The 22506-nt window shown below is 64.0% G+C and carries 19 protein-coding genes and 1 tRNA gene; 6 read left to right on the top strand and 14 right to left on the bottom strand.

From position 1 onward, the window contains the following. Window positions 1–30: 30 nt before the first annotated feature. The gene (locus tag B0G73_RS40120; protein WP_146144225.1) at window positions 31–366 is read right to left on the bottom strand and encodes a YkgJ family cysteine cluster protein; all 336 of its coding nucleotides are present in this window, start codon (window positions 364–366) and stop codon (window positions 31–33) included. 224 nt (window positions 367–590) lie between these two features. On the opposite strand from B0G73_RS40120, the gene hemN reads away from it, so the two are divergent. Both hemN and B0G73_RS21995 read left to right on the top strand, forming a co-directional pair. After that, entirely contained in the window at window positions 591–1973 is a 1383-nt protein-coding gene (hemN, locus tag B0G73_RS21990; protein ID WP_106283458.1) for an oxygen-independent coproporphyrinogen III oxidase, read from the top strand. A 106-nt stretch (window positions 1974–2079) separates the two neighbouring features. After that, window positions 2080–2164: transfer RNA gene (locus B0G73_RS21995), tRNA-Leu, on the top strand. A 150-nt stretch (window positions 2165–2314) separates the two neighbouring features. Here the strand turns inward: B0G73_RS21995 and B0G73_RS22000 are convergent. Continuing rightward, the gene (locus tag B0G73_RS22000; protein WP_106283389.1) at window positions 2315–3700 is read right to left on the bottom strand and encodes an amino acid permease; all 1386 of its coding nucleotides are present in this window, start codon (window positions 3698–3700) and stop codon (window positions 2315–2317) included. A gap of 214 nt (window positions 3701–3914) precedes the next feature. On the opposite strand from B0G73_RS22000, the gene B0G73_RS22005 reads away from it, so the two are divergent. Continuing rightward, entirely contained in the window at window positions 3915–4883 is a 969-nt protein-coding gene (locus B0G73_RS22005; RefSeq protein ID WP_106283390.1) for an alpha/beta fold hydrolase, read from the top strand. 64 nt (window positions 4884–4947) lie between these two features. Here B0G73_RS22005 and poxB read toward each other — a convergent pair whose 3' ends face one another. From poxB to B0G73_RS22055, 10 genes are all read right to left on the bottom strand, one after another. Then, window positions 4948–6672: a ubiquinone-dependent pyruvate dehydrogenase gene (poxB, locus tag B0G73_RS22010; RefSeq protein ID WP_106283391.1), complete on the bottom strand. Its 1725-nt coding sequence runs from the start codon at window positions 6670–6672 to the stop codon at window positions 4948–4950. Window positions 6673–6808: 136 nt separating this feature from the next. Next, window positions 6809–7642, bottom strand: coding sequence for a M55 family metallopeptidase (locus B0G73_RS22015; protein WP_106283392.1), 834 nt, complete (start codon window positions 7640–7642; stop codon window positions 6809–6811). Then, the gene (locus B0G73_RS22020) at window positions 7642–8706 is read right to left on the bottom strand and encodes a P1 family peptidase (RefSeq protein WP_106283393.1); all 1065 of its coding nucleotides are present in this window, start codon (window positions 8704–8706) and stop codon (window positions 7642–7644) included. Before B0G73_RS22020 ends, B0G73_RS22015 begins: the two co-directional genes overlap by 1 nt. Further along, window positions 8703–9608: a glutathione ABC transporter permease GsiD gene (gene gsiD / locus B0G73_RS22025; protein ID WP_106283394.1), complete on the bottom strand. Its 906-nt coding sequence runs from the start codon at window positions 9606–9608 to the stop codon at window positions 8703–8705. The genes B0G73_RS22020 and gsiD overlap by 4 nt, the downstream gene beginning before the upstream one ends. Window positions 9609–9615: 7 nt before the next feature. Beyond that, entirely contained in the window at window positions 9616–10536 is a 921-nt protein-coding gene (gsiC, locus tag B0G73_RS22030; protein ID WP_106283395.1) for a glutathione ABC transporter permease GsiC, read from the bottom strand. A 123-nt stretch (window positions 10537–10659) separates the two neighbouring features. After that, window positions 10660–12222: a glutathione ABC transporter substrate-binding protein GsiB gene (gsiB, locus tag B0G73_RS22035; protein ID WP_106283396.1), complete on the bottom strand. Its 1563-nt coding sequence runs from the start codon at window positions 12220–12222 to the stop codon at window positions 10660–10662. A gap of 82 nt (window positions 12223–12304) precedes the next feature. Then, window positions 12305–14227, bottom strand: a complete 1923-nt coding sequence (locus B0G73_RS22040; RefSeq protein ID WP_106283397.1) for a dipeptide ABC transporter ATP-binding protein — start codon at window positions 14225–14227, stop codon at window positions 12305–12307. Between the two features lie 61 nt (window positions 14228–14288). Beyond that, window positions 14289–15281 carry an isoaspartyl peptidase/L-asparaginase family protein gene (locus B0G73_RS22045; RefSeq protein WP_106283398.1) on the bottom strand — a complete coding sequence of 331 codons (993 nt, stop codon included), beginning with the start codon at window positions 15279–15281 and terminating at the stop codon, window positions 14289–14291. Continuing rightward, complete coding sequence (locus tag B0G73_RS22050) at window positions 15278–16261, bottom strand: MurR/RpiR family transcriptional regulator (RefSeq protein ID WP_106283399.1); 984 nt, start codon at window positions 16259–16261, stop codon at window positions 15278–15280. The genes B0G73_RS22045 and B0G73_RS22050 overlap by 4 nt, the downstream gene beginning before the upstream one ends. A 169-nt stretch (window positions 16262–16430) precedes the next feature. Then, entirely contained in the window at window positions 16431–17684 is a 1254-nt protein-coding gene (locus B0G73_RS22055; RefSeq protein WP_106283400.1) for an MFS transporter, read from the bottom strand. Between the two features lie 95 nt (window positions 17685–17779). On the opposite strand from B0G73_RS22055, the gene B0G73_RS22060 reads away from it, so the two are divergent. Both B0G73_RS22060 and B0G73_RS22065 read left to right on the top strand, forming a co-directional pair. Then, window positions 17780–18490: a pseudouridine synthase gene (locus B0G73_RS22060; protein WP_106283459.1), complete on the top strand. Its 711-nt coding sequence runs from the start codon at window positions 17780–17782 to the stop codon at window positions 18488–18490. A 167-nt stretch (window positions 18491–18657) separates the two neighbouring features. Beyond that, window positions 18658–18846 (top strand): hypothetical protein, encoded by a 189-nt coding sequence (locus B0G73_RS22065; RefSeq protein WP_106283401.1) that lies wholly within the window; start codon window positions 18658–18660, stop codon window positions 18844–18846. A 142-nt stretch (window positions 18847–18988) separates the two neighbouring features. Here the strand turns inward: B0G73_RS22065 and B0G73_RS22070 are convergent, their stop codons facing one another. Next, window positions 18989–20014, bottom strand: coding sequence for an NAD-dependent epimerase/dehydratase family protein (locus tag B0G73_RS22070; RefSeq protein WP_106283402.1), 1026 nt, complete (start codon window positions 20012–20014; stop codon window positions 18989–18991). A gap of 109 nt (window positions 20015–20123) precedes the next feature. On the opposite strand from B0G73_RS22070, the gene B0G73_RS22075 reads away from it, so the two are divergent. Beyond that, window positions 20124–21155 (top strand): CDP-6-deoxy-delta-3,4-glucoseen reductase, encoded by a 1032-nt coding sequence (locus B0G73_RS22075; protein ID WP_106283403.1) that lies wholly within the window; start codon window positions 20124–20126, stop codon window positions 21153–21155. On the opposite strand, the gene B0G73_RS22080 is transcribed toward B0G73_RS22075, so the two are convergent. After that, window positions 21121–22056 (bottom strand): hypothetical protein, encoded by a 936-nt coding sequence (locus B0G73_RS22080; protein WP_181196620.1) that lies wholly within the window; start codon window positions 22054–22056, stop codon window positions 21121–21123. The two genes, B0G73_RS22075 and B0G73_RS22080, sit on opposite strands and share 35 nt — an antisense overlap. Window positions 22057–22506 lie beyond the last annotated feature (450 nt).

Genomic DNA, 22506 nt, shown 5'->3' on the forward strand with positions numbered 1-22506 from the left:
TTTGCTGTTCGCGGCGATCGCTTGCGCGCATTAGCGCTGAGCCACCGGTTGCGCGTTCGGTTGAGTCTGCATCTCCAGTTGCGTGAGCCACGCGAGCGCCTCGCCGCGATTCGTGCCGCACATTTCAAGCTGCGGCTGCAGACCTGAACAGCACGCCGGCCGTTCAGGCTGACCGAAGATCGCGCAGCGCAGATCGTCGCCGAGTTGCGCGCAGCGTACGCCCGCCGGCTTGCCATTCGGCATACCCGGAATCGGACTCGAAATCGACGGCGCAATACAGCACGCGCCGCAATCAGGGCGGCACGCGTGACCCGCCGCGTGGAACGGGGGCTCGCGCTTCACGGCGCTGTTCGACACATCACTCACGACATTTTTCCTGAACCTGAAAACGGGCCATGCACTATCAGACCCGCATTGTGCCATCGCATTCCGTGCGACCTTTTTACGCAATCGGGCGAATGGTCACTCGCGTAAACTCGAAAGATCTTAAAGGCCATGCGCAAGAGGCGTCTGCGCGGATCGATCCGGTCGCGCGAATCGCGGCGGTCCGCCTCTTACTCGATGGCCGCCTGCCAGCCATCGAGTCCCTCATGTCCATCGCCAGTACGCTGTTTCGCCCTGACCTGCTCGCCAAATACAGCGCGAACGGCCCACGGTATACGTCCTATCCGACCGCCCTGCAGTTCCGCGACGACTTCGATCCCACCGACTATTTACGCGCCGCCGACCCGGGCGCGTCGTCCACGGATCTCTCGTTGTACTTCCACATTCCGTTTTGCGACACCGTGTGTTTCTACTGCGGCTGCAACAAGGTCGCCACCAAAAATCGCGCCCACGCGCGCCCGTACCTCGATCGGTTGAAGCGCGAAATGGCGTTGCAGGCCGCCTGCTTCGACACGCGGCGTCCGGTATCGCAATTGCATTGGGGCGGCGGCACGCCGACCTTCCTGTCGCACGAGGAAACGGCCGAACTGATGGCCGCCACGCGCGAGCACTTCGCGCTGCTGCCCGACGCCGACGCCGAGTATTCGATCGAAGTCGATCCGCGTGAAGCATCGCCCGATACGATCGCGCATCTGCGCAAGCTGGGTTTCAACCGGCTGAGCCTCGGCGTGCAAGACTTCGATCCGGTCGTGCAGCAGGCGATCAACCGCATTCACCCGCTCGAGATGACCGCCTCGGTGATGCAGGCCGCGCGCGCCACGGGCTTTCACTCGATCGGCGTCGATCTGATTTACGGACTGCCGCATCAGACGGTCGAGAGCTTCGGCCGCACGCTCGACACGATGCTCGCGCTTGCGCCCGATCGCCTCTCGGTCTTCGCCTATGCGCACATGCCGCAACTCTTCAAGATGCAACGCCAGATGGACCCCGCCACGCTGCCTTCATCCGACGTGAGACTCGCGATCCTGCAGCATGTGGTCGAACGTCTGACAGGTGCGGGCTATGTGTACATCGGCATGGATCACTTCGCGCTGCCCACCGACGAGCTCGCGCGCGCGCAAGCGCAGCGCACCTTGCATCGCAATTTTCAGGGCTACAGCACGCGGGCGGAATGCGATCTGATCGGCTTCGGCGCATCGTCCATCGGCAAGGTCGGGGACGTGTACGCGCAGAACGTCAAGGATCTGCCGGGCTATGCCGCGGCGATCGATGCGGGCACACTCGCCATCGCACGCGGCGTGCGCCTCACCGCCGACGACCGTCTGCGCCGCGACGTGATCACGCAACTGATGTGCAACCTGGAATTGCGCTTCGACGAATTCGAAGCGGCGTATGGCATCCGCTTCGCCGGGACATTCGAGCCGGAGTTAAAGCGCTTGCGCGGCTTCGAGCAGGACGGTCTGGTGTCGCTTGATGCTGGCAAGCTCGAAGTGCGGATGGCCGGCCGCATGCTCGTGCGCAACATCGCGATGGTGTTCGACCGCTATCTCGGCCAGCAGACACTCGAGCGATTTTCCCGCACGGTTTGAAGGCCTTGCAGCGGAAGAAGGCAACTGGCTTGCCCGGCGCCGAATTTTCGGCCATAATCTGCGTCTTCGCCGCGCGCCAGCTTCTGACGCGTACGCTGCAAGACCTGCCCAGGTGGTGAAATTGGTAGACGCAGGGGACTCAAAATCCCCCGCCGCAAGGCGTGCCGGTTCGATTCCGGCCCTGGGCACCAAAGAATTCGAAACGCCGCTGTTTCAGTATTTCCTCGAACCCCGCCAGCACATGCTGCTCGCGGGGTTTGTCGTTTCTGGCCGGTCTGAAAACCTCAGGGAATTCAAACGGCGTGAGCGCGAACTTCGCCCCTCACGCCCTTCGAGACGCCTTACCGCCCCACCACCCGCGCCCCACCCTGCACAGCCGCGCGCCGGCGCTTGAACACATATCCGGCCCACATCACCACCAGCCACGCCGGCACCAGCCACACGGACACCGACAAGCCCGGCGTCATCGCCAGAATTACGAGGATCAGCGCCATGAACGCGAGGCAGATCCAGTTGCTGACCGGGAACCAGAACGACTTGAACACGAGTGTCTCGCCGGCAGCAACCATTGCCTTGCGCGACTTGAGATGCGTCAGGCTGATCAGCGCCCAGTTCAGCACGAGCGCGGCGACCACCAGCGCCATCAGCAGGCCGAGCGCCTCGGCGGGAATCAGATAGTTGACGATCACGCACGTGAACGTGGCGAGCGCCGACAACCCGATCGCCATATACGGCACGCCGCGCCGGTCGACCTTCATCAGCGCGCGCGGCGCATTGCCCTGCTCCGCGAGGCCGTACAGCATGCGGCTATTCGCATACACGCCGCTGTTGTACACCGACAGCGCGGCAGTCAACACCACCACGTTGAGGACGTTCGCGGTCAGCGTCGAACCGATCTGCGAGAAGATCATCACGAACGGACTGCCGCCCGCCGCTACTTCATTCCACGGATACAACGACAGCAATATCGCCAGCGAGCAGATGTAGAAAATCAGGATCCGGTAGATCACCTGATTCACGGCCTTCGGAATGCTCTTCTGCGGCTGGTCGGCTTCCGCCGCCGTAATGCCGATCAGTTCCAGCCCGCCGAACGAAAACATGATGACCGCGAGCATCATGAACAGGCCATGAAAGCCGTGCGGGAAAAAGCCGCCGTGAGCCCAAAGGTTGGTGATCGAGGCTTGCGGACCACCATGGCCGCTGATCAGCAGATAGCCGCCGAACACGATCATGCCGATCACCGCCACGACCTTGATGATCGCGAACCAGAACTCGGTTTCACCGTAGGCTTTGACGTTGGCGAGATTGATCGCGTTGATCAAAGCGAAACACACCAGCGCCGACACCCACGTCGGCACGCCCGGCCACCAGTAGTGAACGTAAGTGCCGACGGCGGTCAGCTCGGCCATGCTGACGAGCACATAAAGCACCCAGTAGTTCCAGCCGGACAGAAAGCCGGGAAAGTCGCCCCAATACTTGTACGCGAAGTGGCTGAACGAACCCGCCACCGGCTCCTGCGCCACCATTTCGCCCAATTGCCGCATGATCATGAAGGCGATGATGCCGCCGATCGCGTAGCCGAGAATCATCGACGGGCCGGCTGCCTGCAACACGCTGGCGGAGCCGAGAAACAGGCCGGTGCCGATCGCACCGCCCAGCGCGATGAGCTGGATATGGCGATTCTTGAGCCCGCGCTTCAGGCCGTCTTGCTGCTGTGCACTATTCAACGTTGCGCCCCAGTGTATGGATATCGATCGCCCGGACGGACTTATGGCCCGGCCCGGCAGAACCTGAAATTTTACCGTGGCCGATATTAGCGAAATACTGGGAGCAACCCGCGTTTCGTTCTGCGCCGCACTTAACGGCAAGGATAGTGATTGTCACTGGCGCAGGGCTTCTGTATGTTGCCCTAGTCGAGCTGTCAGCCTCCGGAGATTCAACATGTCGCCCAAACATCTGCTTTGCGCCGCTGCTTTGTGTCTCTGCTTCACGGGGGTCGCCGCGCTCGCCCAGACCGCCGTGCCCAACGCGGCGCCGGCACCCGCCGCGCCCACCATGGCACCGGGCATGGCGCCCGCGGCCGAGCCGGTCGACGAACCGCCCACGGAGGCAAGCGCGCCCGAAGCGCCGGCGCCCATAGCGCCTGCCATGGCGCCCGCCGCACCACCCTCCAAAGTTGGCGCCGCGCCGCCTCCCGCCGCGCCCATGACGGGCCCGGTCCGCAACGTCGTGCTGGTACATGGCGCGTTCGTCGACGGCTCCAGTTGGAACGGCGTGGTCGCGAAATTGCAGCAGAAGGGCTATCACGTGAGTTCGGTGCAAAATCCGCTCACCTCCCTCGCCGACGATGTCGCCGCGACCCGCCGCGTCCTCGCGCGTCAGAATGGCCCGACCATTCTGGTGGGACATTCGTGGGGCGGCGTCGTGATCACCGAAGCAGGTGCGAACGCGCCGAACGTCGCCGGTCTCGTCTATGTCGCCGCCATTGCGCCGGATCTGCACGAGTCGACCATGGATCTGTTGAAGCGCGCCGCACCGGCGCCCGCGGGCGAGGGCATCATGAAGGATTCGAGCGGCTTCCTCTGGCTCGATCGCACGAAATATCACGCCGACTTCGCCGCGGATGTTCCCGCGAATCTGACCCGCGTGCTGGCCACCGCACAGGTGCCGATCGCCGCGAGCGCCTTCAATGAGACAGTCAGCCAGGTCGCGTGGAAGGAAAAACCGTCGTGGTATGTGCTCACGACACGCGATCGCGCGGTGTCGCCGGAAGTGGAAAAATTTATGGCCGATCGGATGGGCGCCAAGATCGTGCCGATGGCATCGAGCCACCTGGCACCGGTGTCGCACGCGGGCGCGATCGCCGACGTGATAGATCGCGCGGCGCGTGAATTGAGCCGGCAGCAGTAGTCCGGTTCAGGCGTATGCGTGAAGGCGATCGCGCATACGCCGGTCAAAACAAACCCACTCCAACTCAGCGCAGATTCGTCGTCGCCAGCTCGACGACCTCATCCCCGCGACCGTTCAGCACCGCCTTCAGCATATACAGGCTGAAGCCCTTGGCCTGCGCCCACTGGATTTTCGGCGGCATGGCGAGTTCGTGCTTCGCGGTCACCACGTCGATCACCGCCGGACCCGGATGCGCGAACGCCTCGCGCAATGCCGGTTCGATGTTTTCCGACAGTTCGATTCGGACACCGTAGATTCCCGCGCCGCGCGCGATGGCTGCGAAGTCGGTGGTGGCCAGATCGGTGCCGGCTTCCAGATAACCGCCCGCTTTCATCTCCATCGCGACGAAGCCGAGCACGCTGTTGTTGAACACCACGACCTTGATCGGCAAATCCAGCTGACGCGCAGTGAGCAGATCGCCGAGCAGCATCGACAGGCCGCCGTCGCCTGACAGCGAGATCACCTGGCGGCCGGGGTTCGCGGCCTGCGCGCCCAGGGCTTGCGGCATCGCGTTCGCCATCGAGCCGTGATTGAACGAACCGTGCAACGAGCGCTTGCCGTTCATGGTCAGATAGCGCGCGGCCCAGAGCGTCGGCGTGCCGACGTCGGCGGAGAACACCGCGTCCTCGTTGGCGACCTTGTCGACGATGCTGGTGAGATATTGCGGATGAATCGCGCGTCCCGGGGCGGATGGCCGCGCGAGGTCGTCGAGATCCTTGCGCGTGTCCGCATAGTGCTTGCGCGCATTCTCCAGGAAACGCCGGTCGCTCTTGTGCTTGAGCCGCGGCATTAGCGCCTGCAAGGTCGCCTTCACGTCGCCGACCAGACCGAGCTTCAACGGCGCTCGCTTGCCGAGCGCGGAACCGCGCCGGTCGATCTGCACCACGTTGCCATGCGACGGGTAGAAGTTGCGATACGGGAAATCGGTGCCGAGCATCACGAGCGTGTCGCACGACATCATCGCGTGATAGCCGGAGCTGAAGCCGATCAGCCCGGTCATGCCGACATCGAACGGGTTGTCCCACTCCACGTATTGCTTGCCGCGCAGCGCATGCACGGTCGGGGCGCCGAGCTGATCCGCGAAGGCGACCACTTCGTCGTGCGCGCCGGCGCAGCCGCTGCCGCACAGCAGCGTCACGCCGCCCGCCTGGTTGAGCAGATCGGCAAGCCGGTCGAGATCCGCATCGGACGGCACCACGGTGGAACGCTCCAGCGTGCCGGCCCATGCCGGCGTTTCCTCGGGTGCGTCGCCCAGCGCGACATCGCCCGGCAGCACGATCACGGCAACGCCGCGCTCTTCGATCGCGGTGCGCATGGCGCGCGCCAACACGCGCGGGAACTGCGACGGGTTCGTCACCAGTTCGACGTAGTGGCTGCACTCCTTGAACAACTCTTGCGGATGGGTTTCCTGAAAGTAGCCGAGGCCGATTTCCGACGATGGAATATGCGCGGCAATCGCGAGCACAGGCTGATGATTGCGATGACAGTCGTACAGGCCGTTGATGAGGTGCAGATTGCCCGGACCGCAACTGCCCGCGCAGACCGCGAGCTTGCCGGTCGCGGCGGCATCGGCGCCGGCGGCGAAAGCGGCCACTTCTTCATGGCGCGTGTGCATCCAGCGAATGGAACCAAGGCGTTGCAAGCTATCCGACAGGCCGTTCAGGCTGTCGCCCGTCACGCCCCAGATTCGCTCGACGTCCGCCGCCGCCAGTGTTTTGGCCAGATAATCCGCGATAGTCTGCTTACCCATGCTGTACTCCGCTCAGTGAGAAAGACGCTGCCTCCGGAATGCACGAGAGTAACGCTTCCTCACGAAACGTGCCGCCACGGTGCCGCTGTAAGCGCGGTGAAATGATCGCATTTGAGAACGGCCTGTTACCGCACGCTCAGCGCAACATGAACGACATCGCCGACAGGCAATTCAGCATACGCACCACATGTTCCGCCGAAGCCGCGCTGAAGCGCAACGTGACCGCATCCACGCGCGTAAGCGTCGGCCATTGGCAGAACAGATCGGCGAGCGCGCTGGTTTGCACGCGCAGTTCGCATTCCACGGGCTTCGCTTCGCTGCGGGTGGATTCGCGCGCATGCCCCTTCGCGAGATGCTGCTGAACCACTTCGCGCGCGGCGGTTTCGATTGCAGCACGAGCGCTCGCCGGCGATTGCGTCACGCCGCTCGCATGTCCGGTCGCGCTCTTGGTGACGACAAAACGCGCGCCTGGAAAACGCGGCGCGGTTTCTTCGGCGAAGACATCGTCGCCGGATAAAAGCGCGACCTGTGCGCCATATTCTTCCGCCAGCGCGCCGTATACGCCCGCCTCGCCGACCTCGATGCCATTCAGCGAAACGCGTGCGAACGCAAAGCTGTTGATGGTGTGCGCGAGGATGCCGCGCGTTTGCGACATGGCGTGATAGCCGATCATGAAGACTAGCGCCGCGCCGTATTCAAGGCCGGCCATCATGCCCAACGTGCGTGGTTTGCCGAGCACCACCTGGGCGCGCGCGTCGAGCAGGTCGGGCAGCAGGTTGCGAAAGCCGCCGTGCGAATCGTTGACCCACACTTGCGTCGCGCCACCGGCGAAGGCGCCTTCGATGGCGGCGTTGGCTTCGAGCGTCATCCAGCGGCGCGCGGCTTCGTATTCGCCGTTGCCCGCGCGCGTCTGTTCAGGATGAAATACGCCGGCAATGCCTTCGATGTCGGTGGAAATGAGGACTTTCATCAGCGGGTGCGTTCGAATAGTTGGGCAAGATCGGGCACAGAGTCACGCAGCGATAGACGCTGGTGAGCGTCGCGCCCGGTTACGGATACGGCGCTCCACAAGGCATCGAGAATCGCCTGCTCGACGCTGTCAGCGCACGCGCGAAAGAGCGGGTCGAGACGTTCGTCGGCGAGGAGCGGTGGGAGCGTGATGAAGTCGGCGCCGTGAGGCACCGTATAGGCCGTTGAAAACGCCAGCGCGATATCGCCGCTGCCGTGGCCGTAGACCGAACCGGTGCGCGCGAGACCCGCCGCCGCGCGCAAGGAGAGACGTTTGAGCTGGCGTGCGTCGAGCGGCGCGTCCGTGGCGACGATCATGATGATCGAGCCTTGTTCGGGCTTCGTTGACTCCTTGTTGGCGCGCTCGGCGAGCACACGGCCGAGCGGCGTGCCGTCGACGGTCAACATCGGCAGCCGGCCGAAGTTCGCCAGCACCAGAGCGCCGACGGTATAGCTGCGCCCCGCTGCGATTACCACACGGGACGCGTTGCCGATCCCGCCCTTCAGATCGAAGCACGACATGCCCCGGCCGGCACCGATCGATCCGCTCGCTACATCCGCACTGGCCGCGGCATAAGCATCGTCGAAATGCTGGTCGGTGACGGCCAGCGCCTGGATATCGTTCAGATACCCGTCATTGCATTCGAACACCAGGGGATTGACCGTCGACCACTCGCGCCCGATCTGCGGATTCGCGCGAATGGCCGCACGAATCTGCGCCTGCGCGACAGCCGCGACGCCGAATGTATTGGTCAACGCAATCGGCGTTTCGAGTGTGCCGAGTTCTTCGACCTGCACGAGCCCGATGCTTTTGCCGAACCCGTTGATCACCGACGCCGCCGCCGGCACCTTCGCGAGAAACGGATCGCCGTCATGCGGACGAATTACGGTCACACCGGTTTGCACGGCACCTTGGTCGAGCGTGCAATGCCCAACCGTCACGCCCTGCACATCGGCAATCGTGCCGAGCGGACCGCTTGGCAATCCGCCGATATGCGGCGCACCACAAAGCGCAGTCGAATTCATGGCCGGTCGAGCTTCGGATCGAGCGCATCGCGCAAACCGTCGCCGAGCAGATTGAACGCCAGCACGGTCAGGAAAATCGCGAGACTGGGAAACAGCGCGATGTGCGGCGCCGTAACCATGTCGGCGCGCGCTTCATTGAGCATCGCGCCCCACTCCGGCGTCGGCGGTTGCGCGCCGAGGCCGAGAAACGACAGACTCGCCGCGGTGATGATCGAGGTGCCGATACGCATCGTGAAGTACACGACCACCGAGGAAATCGTCCCCGGCAGAATGTGCCGCACGATGATCGTCCAATCCGACGCGCCGATGCTGCGCGCCGCTTCGATATACGTGAGCTGCTTGAGCATCAGCGTATTGCCGCGCACAAGCCGCGCGAACGCCGGAATGCTGAAGATCGCGACCGCGCAGATCACGTTGATCATGCCGTTGCCGAGAATCGCCACCACGCCGATCGCCAGCAGAATGCCGGGAAAGGCGAACAGCACGTCGGCCACGCGCATGGTGATGCGATCCCACCAGCCTTCGTAGTAGCCGGCGAGCAAGCCGAAGAACGTGCCGATCACCGCGCCGATCGCAACGGACAGAAATCCCGCTTCGAGCGAAATACGCGAGCCCGCAAGAATTCGGCTGAAAATATCGCGGCCCAGCGAATCCACGCCGAACCAGTGCGCAGCGGAGGGCCCCGCGTTCAACGCGTCGTAGTCGAAAAAATTCTCCGGATCGTACGGCACGATATGCGGCGCGACGATCGCGACCGCAATCAACAGCAGCACGAAGATGCCGGCGCCGAGCGCCACGTGCTGCTTACGGAATTTGCGCCAGAACTCGCTCCATGGCGTGCGGATGGCGGCTTGTGCTTTCACGGTGCTGGCCGCAGTCGGCTCGGTGGCGGTCGTGCTCATGCGGGCCTCACTTGAAACGGATGGTCGGATTGATCACGGCGTACAGCACGTCCACGATCAGATTGATGATGATGAATTCCAGCGAGAACAACAGCACTTCCGCCTGAATCACCGGATAGTCGCGCATCGAAACGGCATCCACCAGCAGGCGTCCGAGGCCCGGCCAGTTGAACACCACTTCGACCACGATCGAACCGCCCAGCAGAAAACCAAATTGCAGACCCATCATCGTGATGACGGGAATCATCGCGTTGCGCAGGCAGTGTTTGACGATCACGAGACGCTCCGGCACGCCCTTGGCGCGCGCGGTGCGCACGAAGTCCTCGTTCATCACTTCGACGAACGACGCGCGCGTGAAGCGCGCCATCACCGCCGCGACGGCCGCGCCGAGCGTGAGCGACGGCAGCACATAGCTCTGCCACGAACCATCACCGACAATCGGCAGCCAGCCGAGCTTCACCGAAAAGATCTCCATCAGCAGCATGCCGAGCGCGAATGCGGGAAACGATATACCCGACACCGCGAGCGTCATGCCGAGCCGGTCCGGCCAGCGGTTGCGCCACACCGCCGAAACGATGCCGATGCCCATGCCCAGCACGACCGCCCACACCATGCTGGCGAGCGTGAGCAGCAGCGTCGGCATGAAGCGCTCGCCGATTTCCTGGCTGACCGGGCGCTTGCTGCGCGTCGAAATGCCGAAGTCGCCGTGCGCGATCTTCACGAAGAAGCTGGCGAATTGCTGCGGCATCGGCTTGTTCAGCCCGAGGTCGGCCCGCACCAGCGCAACAGTCGCCTCGTCCGCGTCGGGACCGGCGGCGAGCCGCGCCGGATCGCCCGGCAGCATATGCACGAACAGGAACACCAGCACGGCGACGATGAAAAGCGTCGGCAGCAGGCCAAAGAGACGTTTGACGAGGAAATTCAGCATGACATCCAATCCAGCAATGATGCGGGCAACGAAAGATCTTGTGCGGCGCGTAGTGAAGCAAAGCAGCCAGCGTGCAGCGCGGGCGTGCTGATGAAACAACACGCCCGCGCTCACGTCAGCTCATCACTTGATCGCGATCTCGTCGAAATTGAACGAGCCGTCCGGCGCGACATAAGCACCCGACAGACGCTTGCTGCGCGCATACACCACCTTCTCCTTGACGAGGAAGATCCACGGCGCGTCGGCCCAGATGCGTTTTTGCGCGTCGGTATAGAGCTCGGCTTTCTTCGCACGGTCGGTGGTTTCGAGCGCCTGCTTCAGATCGCTGTCGACGGTGTCGTTCTTGTAGTACGCCGTGTTGACCATCTTCGGCGGGAACGAGACCGACGCCAGCAGCGGCGTGATCGCCCAATCCGCTTCGCCCGTCGACGACGACCAGCCCGCGTAATACATGCGCACCGGCGCCGTCGCGGCGTCCTGCGCGCTTTCCACCTTGGCGACGCGTTGGCCTGCCTCGAGCGCTTCGACCTGCGCCTTGATGCCCACCTGCGCGAGTTGCTGCTGCACGAACTGGATCACCTTCTGCGCGGTCGAGTAGTTATAAGCGGACCACAGCGTGGTTTCGAAACCGTTCGGATAGCCCGCTTCCTTCAACAACGCGCGCGCCTTGGCCGGATCGTACGGCCACGGGCCCTGCTTCACCGCGTAGTCGACGCCTTGCGGCACCACGCCGTCGGCCGGCGTCGCGTAACCGGCGAACACGACCTTGGTGAGCGCGTCCTTGTTGACGGCATAGTTCAGCGCTTCACGCACCTTCGGATTGTCGAACGGCTTCTGGTTCACGTTCAGGCTGATATAACGCTGAATGATCGACGGCGACGCGATCAGATCGACCTTCGGGCTCGACTGCAATTGCGCGGCCTGTTCGAACGGCACCTGGAAGGCGAAATCCGCTTCGCCGGTGCGCATCAACGCGGCGCGCGTGTTGTTGTCGACCACCGGCTTCCAGTCGATCGCGTCGACCTTGGGGTAGCCCTTCTTCCAGTAGCCGACAAACTTCTTCACCGTCAGATCGCCCGCCGGATCCCACTTCACCAGTTCGAACGGACCCGTGCCGACCGGATGAAACGCGATGTCCTTGCCGTACTTCTTCAGCGCGTCCGGCGAAATCATCACCGCCGAAGGATGCGCCAGCACGTTGATGAACGCCGAGAACGGCGCCTTCAGCGTGATCTTCACCGTGTACGGATCGATCACTTCGGTCTTCTCGATGCGGTTGAACATGTTGTAGCGCTTGAGCTTGTTCGCCGGATCCGTCACACGGTCGAAGTTCGCCTTCACCGCGGTGGCGTTGAAGTCGGTGCCGTCCTGGAACTTCACGCCGTGGCGCAGCTTGAACGTGTAGACCTTCGCATCCGGGCTGGCTTCGTAGCTGTCGGCCAGCACGTTGACCAGCTTCATGTCCTTGTCGAAGCCGAACAGCCCCTGATAAAACGACTTGGCGACGGCTTGCGAGAGCGTGTCGTTGGCATCGTACGGATCGAGCGTCGTGAAGGTCGAGGCGACGGCCATTACTGCCGTGGTGTCGGCGTGCGCCGCATTGCCCGCGAGCATCGCGAACACCACTGCGCCGCCGCTAACCAGCGCGCGCAAACGAAACGGAGAAGACGGGACCAGCAGGTTCATGAGGTTGGCTCCAGGCTGCGAAATGAAACAGGTTGTGATGCTGCGAGAACAAGCGTGTGGCTAGAGGTTTTAGTACGGGGTTTTAGTACGCGCCGCCCACGTGATGCTGGGCGACGAAATGATCCGGTCCGACCGCGACGAGCGGCGCTACGATCGGTTCATCGTTGAGCGCGCGAATCGGACTCGGAATCTCATCGGCGGCGAGCATGCGTTTGGCGTGACGGCGCGCCGGATCGGCGACCGGCACCGCGCCCATCAGCTTGCGCGTGTACGGATGCTGCGGCGCTTCGAACACCGCGCGGCGCGGGCCGATCTCGACGATCTGGCCGAGATACATCACCGCAACGCGATGACTGACACGTTCGACCACGGCCATGTCGTGTGAAATGAACAGATACGCGACGCCGAGTTCACGCTGTAAATCGAGCATCAGGTTGACGATCTGCGCTTGCACGGAGACATCGAGGGCGGACACGGATTCGTCGGCGATCACGACTTTGGGGTTCAACGCCAGCGCGCGCGCAATCGCAATGCGTTGCCGCTGACCGCCGGAGAATTCGTGCGGATAGCGCCGCGCGGCTTCGGGCGGCAAGCCGACTTTGTCGAGCAGCCACGCCACACGCGCCTGCGCTTCGGCGCCTTGCGCGACGCCGTGCACGAGCAGCGGCTCCATGATCGAGAAGCCGACCGTCAAGCGCGGATTCAGCGACGCGAACGGGTCCTGGAAAATAAACTGGATATCACGGCGCAGCGCCTGCAACGCGGGGCCGGTCAGCGAACTGATTTCGCGGCCGTTGAATTCGATCGACCCGCTTTGACTTTCGACGAGGCGCAGCAGCGAGCGGCCGGTTGTCGATTTGCCGCAACCCGATTCGCCGACCAGCGCGAGTGTTTCGCCGGGCCGCAAATCGAAGCTGACTTTTTCCACCGCATGCACGCGGCCCGTCACGCGGCCGAACACTCCGCTCTTGACCGGAAAGCGCGTGACCAGATCGCGGACGCGCAGAATCGGTGGCGTGGTTTCCTGCACCAGCGGCTGCGTTTCTTCGGCGACGGCGGCTGCGGGACGCACGGCTTGATCCGCGCCGCTCAGGCTCGCCTGCTCGACGGTCAGGATCGGAAACTTGGCCGGCTGATCCGTGCCTTGCATCGCGCCGAGACGCGGCACCGCGGCGAGCAACGCCTTCGTATAAGGATGCGACGGCGCGGCGAACAACGCGTCGGACGCGCCCTCTTCCACCTTCTCGCCGCGATACATCACCAGCACGCGATCGGCCACTTCGGCGACCACGCCCATGTCGTGCGTGATGAAGATCACGCCCATGTTCATCTCGTCCTGCAAGCCGCGGATCAATTGCAGGATCTGCGCCTGGATCGTCACGTCGAGCGCGGTGGTCGGTTCATCGGCGATCAACAGCGCCGGCTTGCACGACAGCGCCATCGCGATCATCACGCGTTGGCGCATGCCGCCCGACAGTTGATGCGGAAAGCGCGCCGCCACGCGCCGCGCTTCGGGAATGCGCACGAGTTCGAGCAGGCGCAGCGTTTCAGCGTGCGCGGCAGAGCGGCTCTTACCCTGATGCAACGCGATCGCCTCGCTGATCTGATCGCCCACCGTGAAGACCGGATTGAGCGAGGTCATCGGCTCCTGGAAAATCATCGCGATGTCGGCGCCGCGAATCGAACGCATCGTGCCGGACGACGCTTTCGCGAGGTCGAGCACGCCGCCGTCGCGGCGCCGAAAAGCGATGCTGCCGCCGGCAAGGCGCCCACCGCCATGCTCGATCAGCCGCATCAACGCGAGCGAGGTTACTGATTTGCCCGAACCCGATTCGCCGACGATCGCCAACGTCTCGCCGCGCTCGACCGTCAGCGACAGATTGCGCACCGCGTTGAAGGTGGTGTCGCCGCTACGGAAGGCGACCGATAGATCGTCGACCGCCAGCACGCGTTGCGGCGGCAAGGTCTCGATAAGCGGACGGGCGGTGTGCGATGAAGTCGGCACGGTAGTTCCTTTGAATTCGAACGCGGCTAACGGGGGTGCATGCTGTGAGCGGCCAGACTGACTAGCGGTAAATCGCCGTCACCGGGCTTTCGCCGAGCCGCGCGAAACCGCGATACATGCCTTCGGTGTTGAACGGCAGCGTGACGTTGCCGCGCGCATCGACGGCGATCAGGCCGCCGCGTCCGTCGATCTTCGGCAGACGGTTCATCACCACGTCGTCGGCGGCTTCCTGCAACGACACGTTGCGGTAGGCCATTTGCGCGGCGACGTCGTAGGCCGCGACCATGCGCATGAACATTTCGCCGGAGCCGGTGGTCGAGACCGCGCAGGTCGCGTCGTCCGCATAGCAGCCCGCGCCGATCAGCGGCGTGTCCCCGACCCGGCCGACCTGCTTGTTAGTGACGCCGCCTGTCGACGTCGCCGCCGCCACATGGCCGTGCTGATCGAGCGCGACCGCGCCGACCGTGCCGAACTTGCGGTTCGGATCGATCGGTTCGTGCGGCGTGGGATCGTCGTCGTTCGACGATGATGCGGCGGCCAGCGTCGCGCCATCGTGATCGAGCATGGCGCGTTGTTGACCGCGCGCGATTAGCCATTGACGATGACGCGCCTCAGTATGGAAATACTCCGGCTCGACGAATTCGAGTCCTTGCGCGGCGGCGAACGCTTCCGCGCCTTCGCCGGTAAACAGCACATGCTCGCTGCGTTCGAGCACGCGGCGCGCCGCCAGAATCGGATTGCGCACGCGCTTCACGCAGCAGATCGCGCCGGCTTCGAGCGTGCTGCCGTCCATGATCGCCGCGTCAAGTTCATGCGTGCCGGCCGCCGTATAAACCGCGCCGTGGCCCGCGTTGAAAAGCGGGCAATCTTCGAGCAGACGCACGGCCTCGCTGACGGCGTCGAGCGCGCTGCCGCCATCGGCGAGCACGCGCTGGCCGGCGCTCAGCACCGCGTGCAGGGCGGCGTGATATTCGGCTTCGGCGCTGGCTGACATCGACGTGCGCAGGATCGTCCCTGCCCCGCCATGAATGGCAATGACTGCGTTGGAGTTCATCGTTTGGCTTTGGTAGTGCGAGGAGTACGGGGAGTGCGGGTGGCTCGGACCGCGCCGCGCGCGGGTCGCGCGTTCGTGCCGGTAGCCTCGGCTTGCGGATCGACGAGCCACGGCAACAGGAATTCGCTGACCTCGGCGGCGGCCTTCACCGAGCGCTTGGCGCGATACGCCACCGCGTCGCACAGCGCTTCGATCACGGCGAGCACGGCCGAATCGGCATTCGCCGCGAGCCGCCGGTCCGCCCGGACATAGAGCGAGATGTCGGCGAATTGCGCGAGCGGCGAACGCGGACTGTCGGTGAGCGCGAGCACGCGAGCGCCACGGCCCGCCGCGCGATGCGCGAGTTCGATCGTGTCTTCTACGTAACGCGGGAACGCGATGCCGATGACGAGATCTCCCTCGTTCGAAGCAAACAGACGCCGCGCGGCGTGCGACGGTCCGCCCATCAGCGCGAGCGACTGCACGTTGTCGTGATAAGGCATCAGGCCGTGTTCCATCAGACCCGCGAGAAACGCGCTGGCGCCGAAGCCGAGCACGAACACGCGGCGCGCGGCGATGATCGCTTCGACGGCGGCTTCGGCCGCCGCGCCGTCGATTGCCGTGCGGGTGGCATGCAGATTAGTGGCGGCCTGTTCGAGCGAGGCGTCGACCACATCGTCGCCGGCTGCGAGCGATTCCTGCGCACTGCGCAAGCGCTCGACCGGTGCGAGCGTCGCCTCGAAACCACGCACCAGCGCCTCACGAAATTGCGGATAGCCGTCGAAACCGAGCGCGCGGGCGAAGCGATTCGCCGTCGCCACCGAGGCGCCGACCACGCTGGCCAGTTCGTCGATGCGCATGGTCGCCGCGCGAAACAGATTGGCCAGCACGTAGTCGCCCATGCGCCGATGGATCGGCGTGAGGGTCGGCATGGCCGCGGCGATGCGCGCGGCGATGGCCTGCTCGGCGGAATCGGATGCAACGGATGGTTGACGGATCATGCGAACGAGGCGGCCTGGCGCTTGGCGTAATGAAAATGAATGAAAGTATATTTACACGGAAATCTCGCAGAAAAAAATTCATTTTCATTTTTGAGGGTTTTCACCGACGCGTTGCGAACAAAAGACGCATTTCAAGCGCGCACCCGTGCGGCTTCGTGAAAATCCATTTTCAGCACGCCGCCGCGCTTTGCTCCGGAATGCGGGCCAGCCGCGCCGCTGGCGACATGACGATGATCAACGCCTGCACGAGGAAGGCCACCGCCGCCGCGACGAGACACGCTTCCATACCCCAGCGCGCGCTGATCGCGGCACCGAGCAATGCGCCGAGCGGCCGCGCGCCGTAGGTGGCGGTGCTGTTGAGCGCGGAGACGCGGCCCATCATCCGTTCGGGCGTGATCGCCTGGCGCAGCGTGGTCGAGCCGACTACCCACAGAATCGGTCCGGCGCCGAGCAGGAAGAAGCTCAGCAATGCCAACCAGAACGACGGCGCAACGAGCGTGGCCACCATCACGAGCGACGCGAGCAACCCGCACGAAGGCCCGATGATCAGCACGCGGCCGAATGCGAGACGTCGCGCGATGGCGGGCGCGGCCAACGCGCCGCACACCATGCCGACACCGTAGGCGCCGAGCGTCACGCCCACCGCCGACGCGCCCAGGCCCAGCCGATGCACCGCATACGGCACATACACCGCTTGCAGTACGAAGAAGCCGAGGTTGAAGAACACCGCGGTCGCGAGCATGGGACGCAGCAACGCATCGCGCAGCACGAAACGCGTGCCGTCGCGCAGTTCCAGCATGAAGTGACGTGGCGGCAGTGCACTGCGCGGCGGTTCGCGCAAGCCCGCCAGCAACGCGACAGCCAGCGCCGACAGCGCGGCCGCGCAGCCATACGCCCAACCCGCGCCGATCCAGCCGACCAGCAGGCCGCCGAGCGCCGGCCCCGCGGAATAGGCCACGCTGCGCGCCAATTCCAGCCGGCCGTTCGCGCTGGCATATGCTTCGCGCGGCACGAGTGCTGGCACCAGCGAAGGCGCCGCGACGTTGTAGGCCACCGTGCCGGTCGCGGCGATGAAGCCGAGCGCGGCGAGCAGCGGCAAGCTCAACGCATGGCTCATGACGAGCAGCAGCACGCACAGCATGGCGATCACGCGCACGCTTTCAGCGAGCGTCATCAACGTGCGGCGCGAGCGGCGGTCGGCCCAGACGCCGAGCGGGGTCGACAGCAACAGGAACGGCAGCGTCTGCGCGGTTTGCAGCAGACCCGTGTCGCGCGCGTCGGCGCCGAGTGCGAAGACCGCGACGAGTGGCGCGGCGGCGAGGCTGATCTGTTCGGCGGATTGTGCGACCAGGTTCGACCACGCGAGCCGCCGAAAAGCGGCCGGCAGTGGGTGTGTGGATGAAGCGGCAGATGTGGCGTGCATCGATGAACTCCGGTGACGGGACATTGGAGCGTTCATCGTCGTCCGACTCGCGGCGCGGGGCGCTCCGCTTCTTGCGGTGTTATTCTTCGCTCGCCATGAATCTCGAAAGCATTCTCTTCACTCAAGGTTTCGGCTCGCGCCGCCAATGCCGCGCGCTGATCGCCGACGCGCGCGTGAGCATCGGCGGCGCTGTTTGCACCGATGCCGACGCCGACTTCCCCATCGGCGACACTACCTTCTCCTTCAGCGTGGACGGCGTCGTCTGGCCGTATCGCGAGGACGCCTATCTGCTGCTGAACAAGCCGGCGGGCTACGAGTGTTCGCGTGATCCGCAGCATCATCTGAGCGTGTTCAGCCTGTTGCCGCCGCAGTTCGCCGAGCGCGGCGTGCAATGCGTGGGCCGGCTCGATCAGGACACCACCGGCCTGCTGCTCCTCTCCGACGACGGCAAGTTCGTGCACCTCTTCACGTCGCCGAAACGCAAAGTGCCGAAGGTGTATGTCGCGACCACGCGTCATCCGATCGACGACGCGCAATTGAGCGCACTGCGCGACGGCGTGCTGCTGCACGGCGAGCCCAAACCGATCGCCGCAGTCGACGCAGCGGCGCGCGGCGCTCACACGCTCGCGCTCACCGTGATGGAAGGCAAGTATCACCAGGTCAAGCGGATGATCGCCGCCGCCGGCAACCGATGCGAAGCGCTGCATCGCGAGCGGATCGGCGGACTCGCCTTGCCCGCAACGCTTGCGCCGGGCGCGTGGCAATGGCTCGACGAAACCGACCTCGGATCTTTACGGAGCGGGTAAACCGGTAGCGCCTCTTTAAGCTCTTGATGCCGCAGGAAAACGCGTGAGCGGCTGCCCACATAACGCGCGCGGCGCCTGTTTGCGCGCTGCGTCGCAGCATGATCTTCCTTACACCTCGCTCTATACTCGTTTAAACAAAGACTACAAAGAGTTCAAGGAGGGGCGCCATGGTCATCCACGATGGTTTGCAGATTTCGTCCGTGATGATTGCTTTCGTGTGCGTCGGACTGGTCCTGATCGGCGGATTGCTGGTCATGATGCGGCTGCGGCATAAATATCATCCGAACCTGATCGGCGCATTGATCGGCGCGATGCTGTGTTTCCTGTTGCTGGAAGCATTGCCCGCGCTGACATAGGTCGCGCGAGGCCGCGCCGCGCTGGTGGCGAAGCGCGGCGCGGGCGGGATTTTTCCGGGCGATGCCTGGAGAGGTGGCTTTTTGCCACGCTCTTTCATGGCTTTCTGGGTGCGTGAGACGGCTCGCAACAACGCGGTTCAGGCTACCCTTTCACGCTTTCACGCAAAAAATCCTCGACGCTCGGATACCGCAAGCGCACGCGCAATTCCTCTTTGAGACGCCGGTTTATCAACCGCCTCGATTCACGCATGAACGACAGCAAGGTCGGCTCGACCTGCGACTCCGCCTCGGCTCGCGTGATTCGCGGCGCGCGCGCGAGGCCGAACGCGTCGGCAACCTCGTCGAAGTACTCGCCCATTTTCAGCGACGTGTCGTCGGATGCGTGCACCACGCGCCCCGGCCGCCCGTGGGTGAGGAGGCGCACGAGGATCGCGGCCAGATCGTCGGCGTGAATATGATTGGTGTAGACGTCGTCGGCATCGATCAGGGCCGGCGTGCGCTTTTCGAGCCGCGCGAGCGGCAGGCGGTTGCCCGCATAAATGCCCGGAATCCGCGCGATGCTCGCCGCGACGCTGCCGCGCGCGTTCGCGCGCCGCAATTGCCGCTCGGCCGAGACGCGCCGCCTGGCGCGCGGGTTGGCCGCCTTCGTCGCGCGGGTTTCGTCGATCCACGCGCCACCGCAGTCGCCATAGACGCCCGTCGTGCTCGCGTACACAAGGCGCACGGGTGCACGCGAACCGGCGGTCCGGCGCACCCCGTCGGGTACAATATTGGCTGTTCCAGATTCCGCCCACGAGGCACGAAGTTGGCGCAACCGCCCTACCGGCGAGACTGCAGGCGCCACGGCGGCCCGCGCTGAAGCGCGGCGCGTGCTTAAAGTAGCGAGCAACCCGCGGGTACGGCGGTCGTCGTCGCCAGTTTTCTGCGGCGGGGCGAGATGCAGCACCGTCGGTGCGAGGCCCGCCAACCGCTTCAGGCTGCCGCGCACGTCGAGATCGCCGACCAGCGGCGTGACGCCCGCGGCGCGCAATTCGGCGCACCGCCCGGCGTGGCTGGTCAGCGCGAAGACATGTGCGCGTGGCCGCAGCAAGGGCACGCAGCGCATGCCGACATCGCCGCAACCTACGATTAACACGCGCGGCCGGCGGAAGTTTCGTGTCGCTTTCATGGTGGACGCATTGTAGCCGTCAAGCGCGGCACGTACCGCGCGGTTCACACGCCGGGTCCGATCACGCGGGTCCGATAACGATTACCGACTTTTCGATTTCGAACACTTTATGGCATTTAACGTCACGCTCCGGCAAAGCGGCCGGCAGTTTCAGGTAGAACAGGACGAACCGGTGCTCAGCGCCGCCTTGCGTCAGGGCATCGGCCTGCCATACGGCTGCAAGAACGGCGCTTGCGGTTCGTGCAAGGGCACCGTGATCAGTGGGGAAATCGAGCAGCGTCCGCATTCGTCGTCGGCTTTGTCGAACGACGAAAAGACGCGCGGCATGGCGCTCTTTTGCTGCGCGACCGCTTGCACCGATCTCGAGGTGGACATCCGCGAAGTGGCGGGCGTCGGCGACGTACAGGTCAAGAAGCTGCCCTGCCGCGTGAACGCGATCGAGCGCAAGGCCGACGACGTCGTCGTGCTGAAGCTGCAATTGCCCGCCAATGAGCGTCTGCAATATCTCGCCGGTCAGTACCTCGAATTCATTCTGAAAGACGGCAAGCGCCGCAGCTATTCGATGGCGAATGCGCCCCACGCGGAAGGCCCGATCGAATTGCACATCCGTCACATGCCCGGCGGCGCCTTCACCGATCACGTGTTCAACACCATGAAAGAGCGCGACATCCTGCGCTTCGAAGCGCCGCTCGGCACGTTCTTCCTGCGCGAGGATTCGGACAAGCCGATCGTGCTGCTTGCCTCGGGCACGGGCTTCGCGCCGCTAAAGGCGATCGTCGAACACGCGGTGTTCAAGAACCTGAACCGGCCGATGACGCTCTACTGGGGCGCACGTCGCAAGAAAGATCTGTATCTGCTCGAGCTGGCCGAACAATGGGCGCGCGAGATTCCGAACTTCAAGTTCGTGCCGGTGCTCTCGGAACCGGACGCGAGCGATGCATGGACAGGCCGCGTCGGTTTCGTGCATCGCGCGGTGATCGAGGATCTGCCGGATCTGTCGGCATATCAGGTGTATGCGTGCGGCGCGCCGGTGATGGTCGAGTCGGCGCAGCGCGATTTCACGCAGCATCACGCCCTGCCGGAAGACGAGTTTTACGCGGATTCGTTCACGAGCGCAGCGGATCTGGCGAACGCGGTTTGATGTGACAGGCGGCATCGGCGTAAGTGCGTCGATGTTCGCCATGCGCATTTCTGGAAGCGCGGTTATGCGAATGGCCGCGCTTCGTGCATTGATGGTTCACGCCGACGCCAGTCTCGATTCCGCGCCGAAGCAAGTGCGCCTGATTTTCGAGCGCAGCATGTTCGGACGCCAGCATTTTATGCAATGCGGTGCGGCCATCGCCGCCAGCCGTTCCCAGATTCGAAGCCAGGAAATCCACCGCGCTCAGCGTGTCGAACAGCCTGTGACCATACACCGGTTCATGGTGTGCGACGCGATTGCGTGTCTGGTAGATGCGCTCAAGCTGAACGGCAATCGCGGACCTGTCGATCTGCTTTTCCGGGAAAATGCGCTTTAGCGCCGGCTTCCAGAGAGTCTGTTCGTAGTCGCGCGAAAAGAGGCGCTTCCAGAAATACATCGTGAGTTGGGTAATCACCTGGCCGCTTTGAACAGCGATCGCTTTTTGCCGCGCGTCGACCCGGAGCTCATGTGCCAGGCCCGCCGGCACACCACGGCGGAACACCGTTTGATCGAGTGCACGCTTGTCAGAAGGTGATAGCTTGGCATACGCCGCTCGTTGCGCTCCGCGCACCGCCGCTTCGATCTTGCTGCGCTCCTCAACTTTCCAAACGAACGAAGCGGGTGGACGACGCAACCAGCCGTCTACGCCAAAGTGATCGGCCAGCCGATCGCACACCGCGTTGCGCAGCGCTATTTCGATCACCGCCGTCACGCTCATCAGTGCCCCGGCGAGTTGCAGCATCTGCTGATGAAGGGCAACGGCCGCGCGAGTCGTGCCCGCCATCGCATGAAATGTACTCAAACGCTCTCCGGAAAGCAGCGTTGCGACTGCGGAAATTTCCTGGTCTGTGAGGTGGTCCATTGACGGAAGTCTCCCTGGATTTTAGAATTGTTGGCGATAAGTCGGGATCAGCGTCGGCAGCTATCTTCGGGTGGGCGGACCCCCGGCTTCCTGATTCAGAATGGGCGCTCAACTGAGCGCCCATTTGCATTTCCGGCGACCGTTCTTTGCGTTCGTTGCGAGCCGCCTTGCCCGTCGGACAGTCGATTCAACGCGCCGCCGTCATATTTTAGTCAGCCGCACATCTCATAATCGGAACGCCGCATGAACTCGCGCAGCGGACAAAAATATCCGTCCGACGCAAATTCACGGTTTACACCAGCGCTTTCCTTGTCGTATTCTTTCGCGCATGAACCGCATCCCATCCGAACTTCGACGTCGCCGCTCGCCGCTCCCCTAGGGACGCCGCTGGCTTCGTCACGGATTCGCGCCGCACCAGGGCGCGAGCTGTTCGAATCATGAAAGCCACGG

The organism is Paraburkholderia sp. BL25I1N1, assembly GCF_003002025.1.
In the GTDB taxonomy this organism is placed as follows: domain Bacteria; phylum Pseudomonadota; class Gammaproteobacteria; order Burkholderiales; family Burkholderiaceae; genus Paraburkholderia.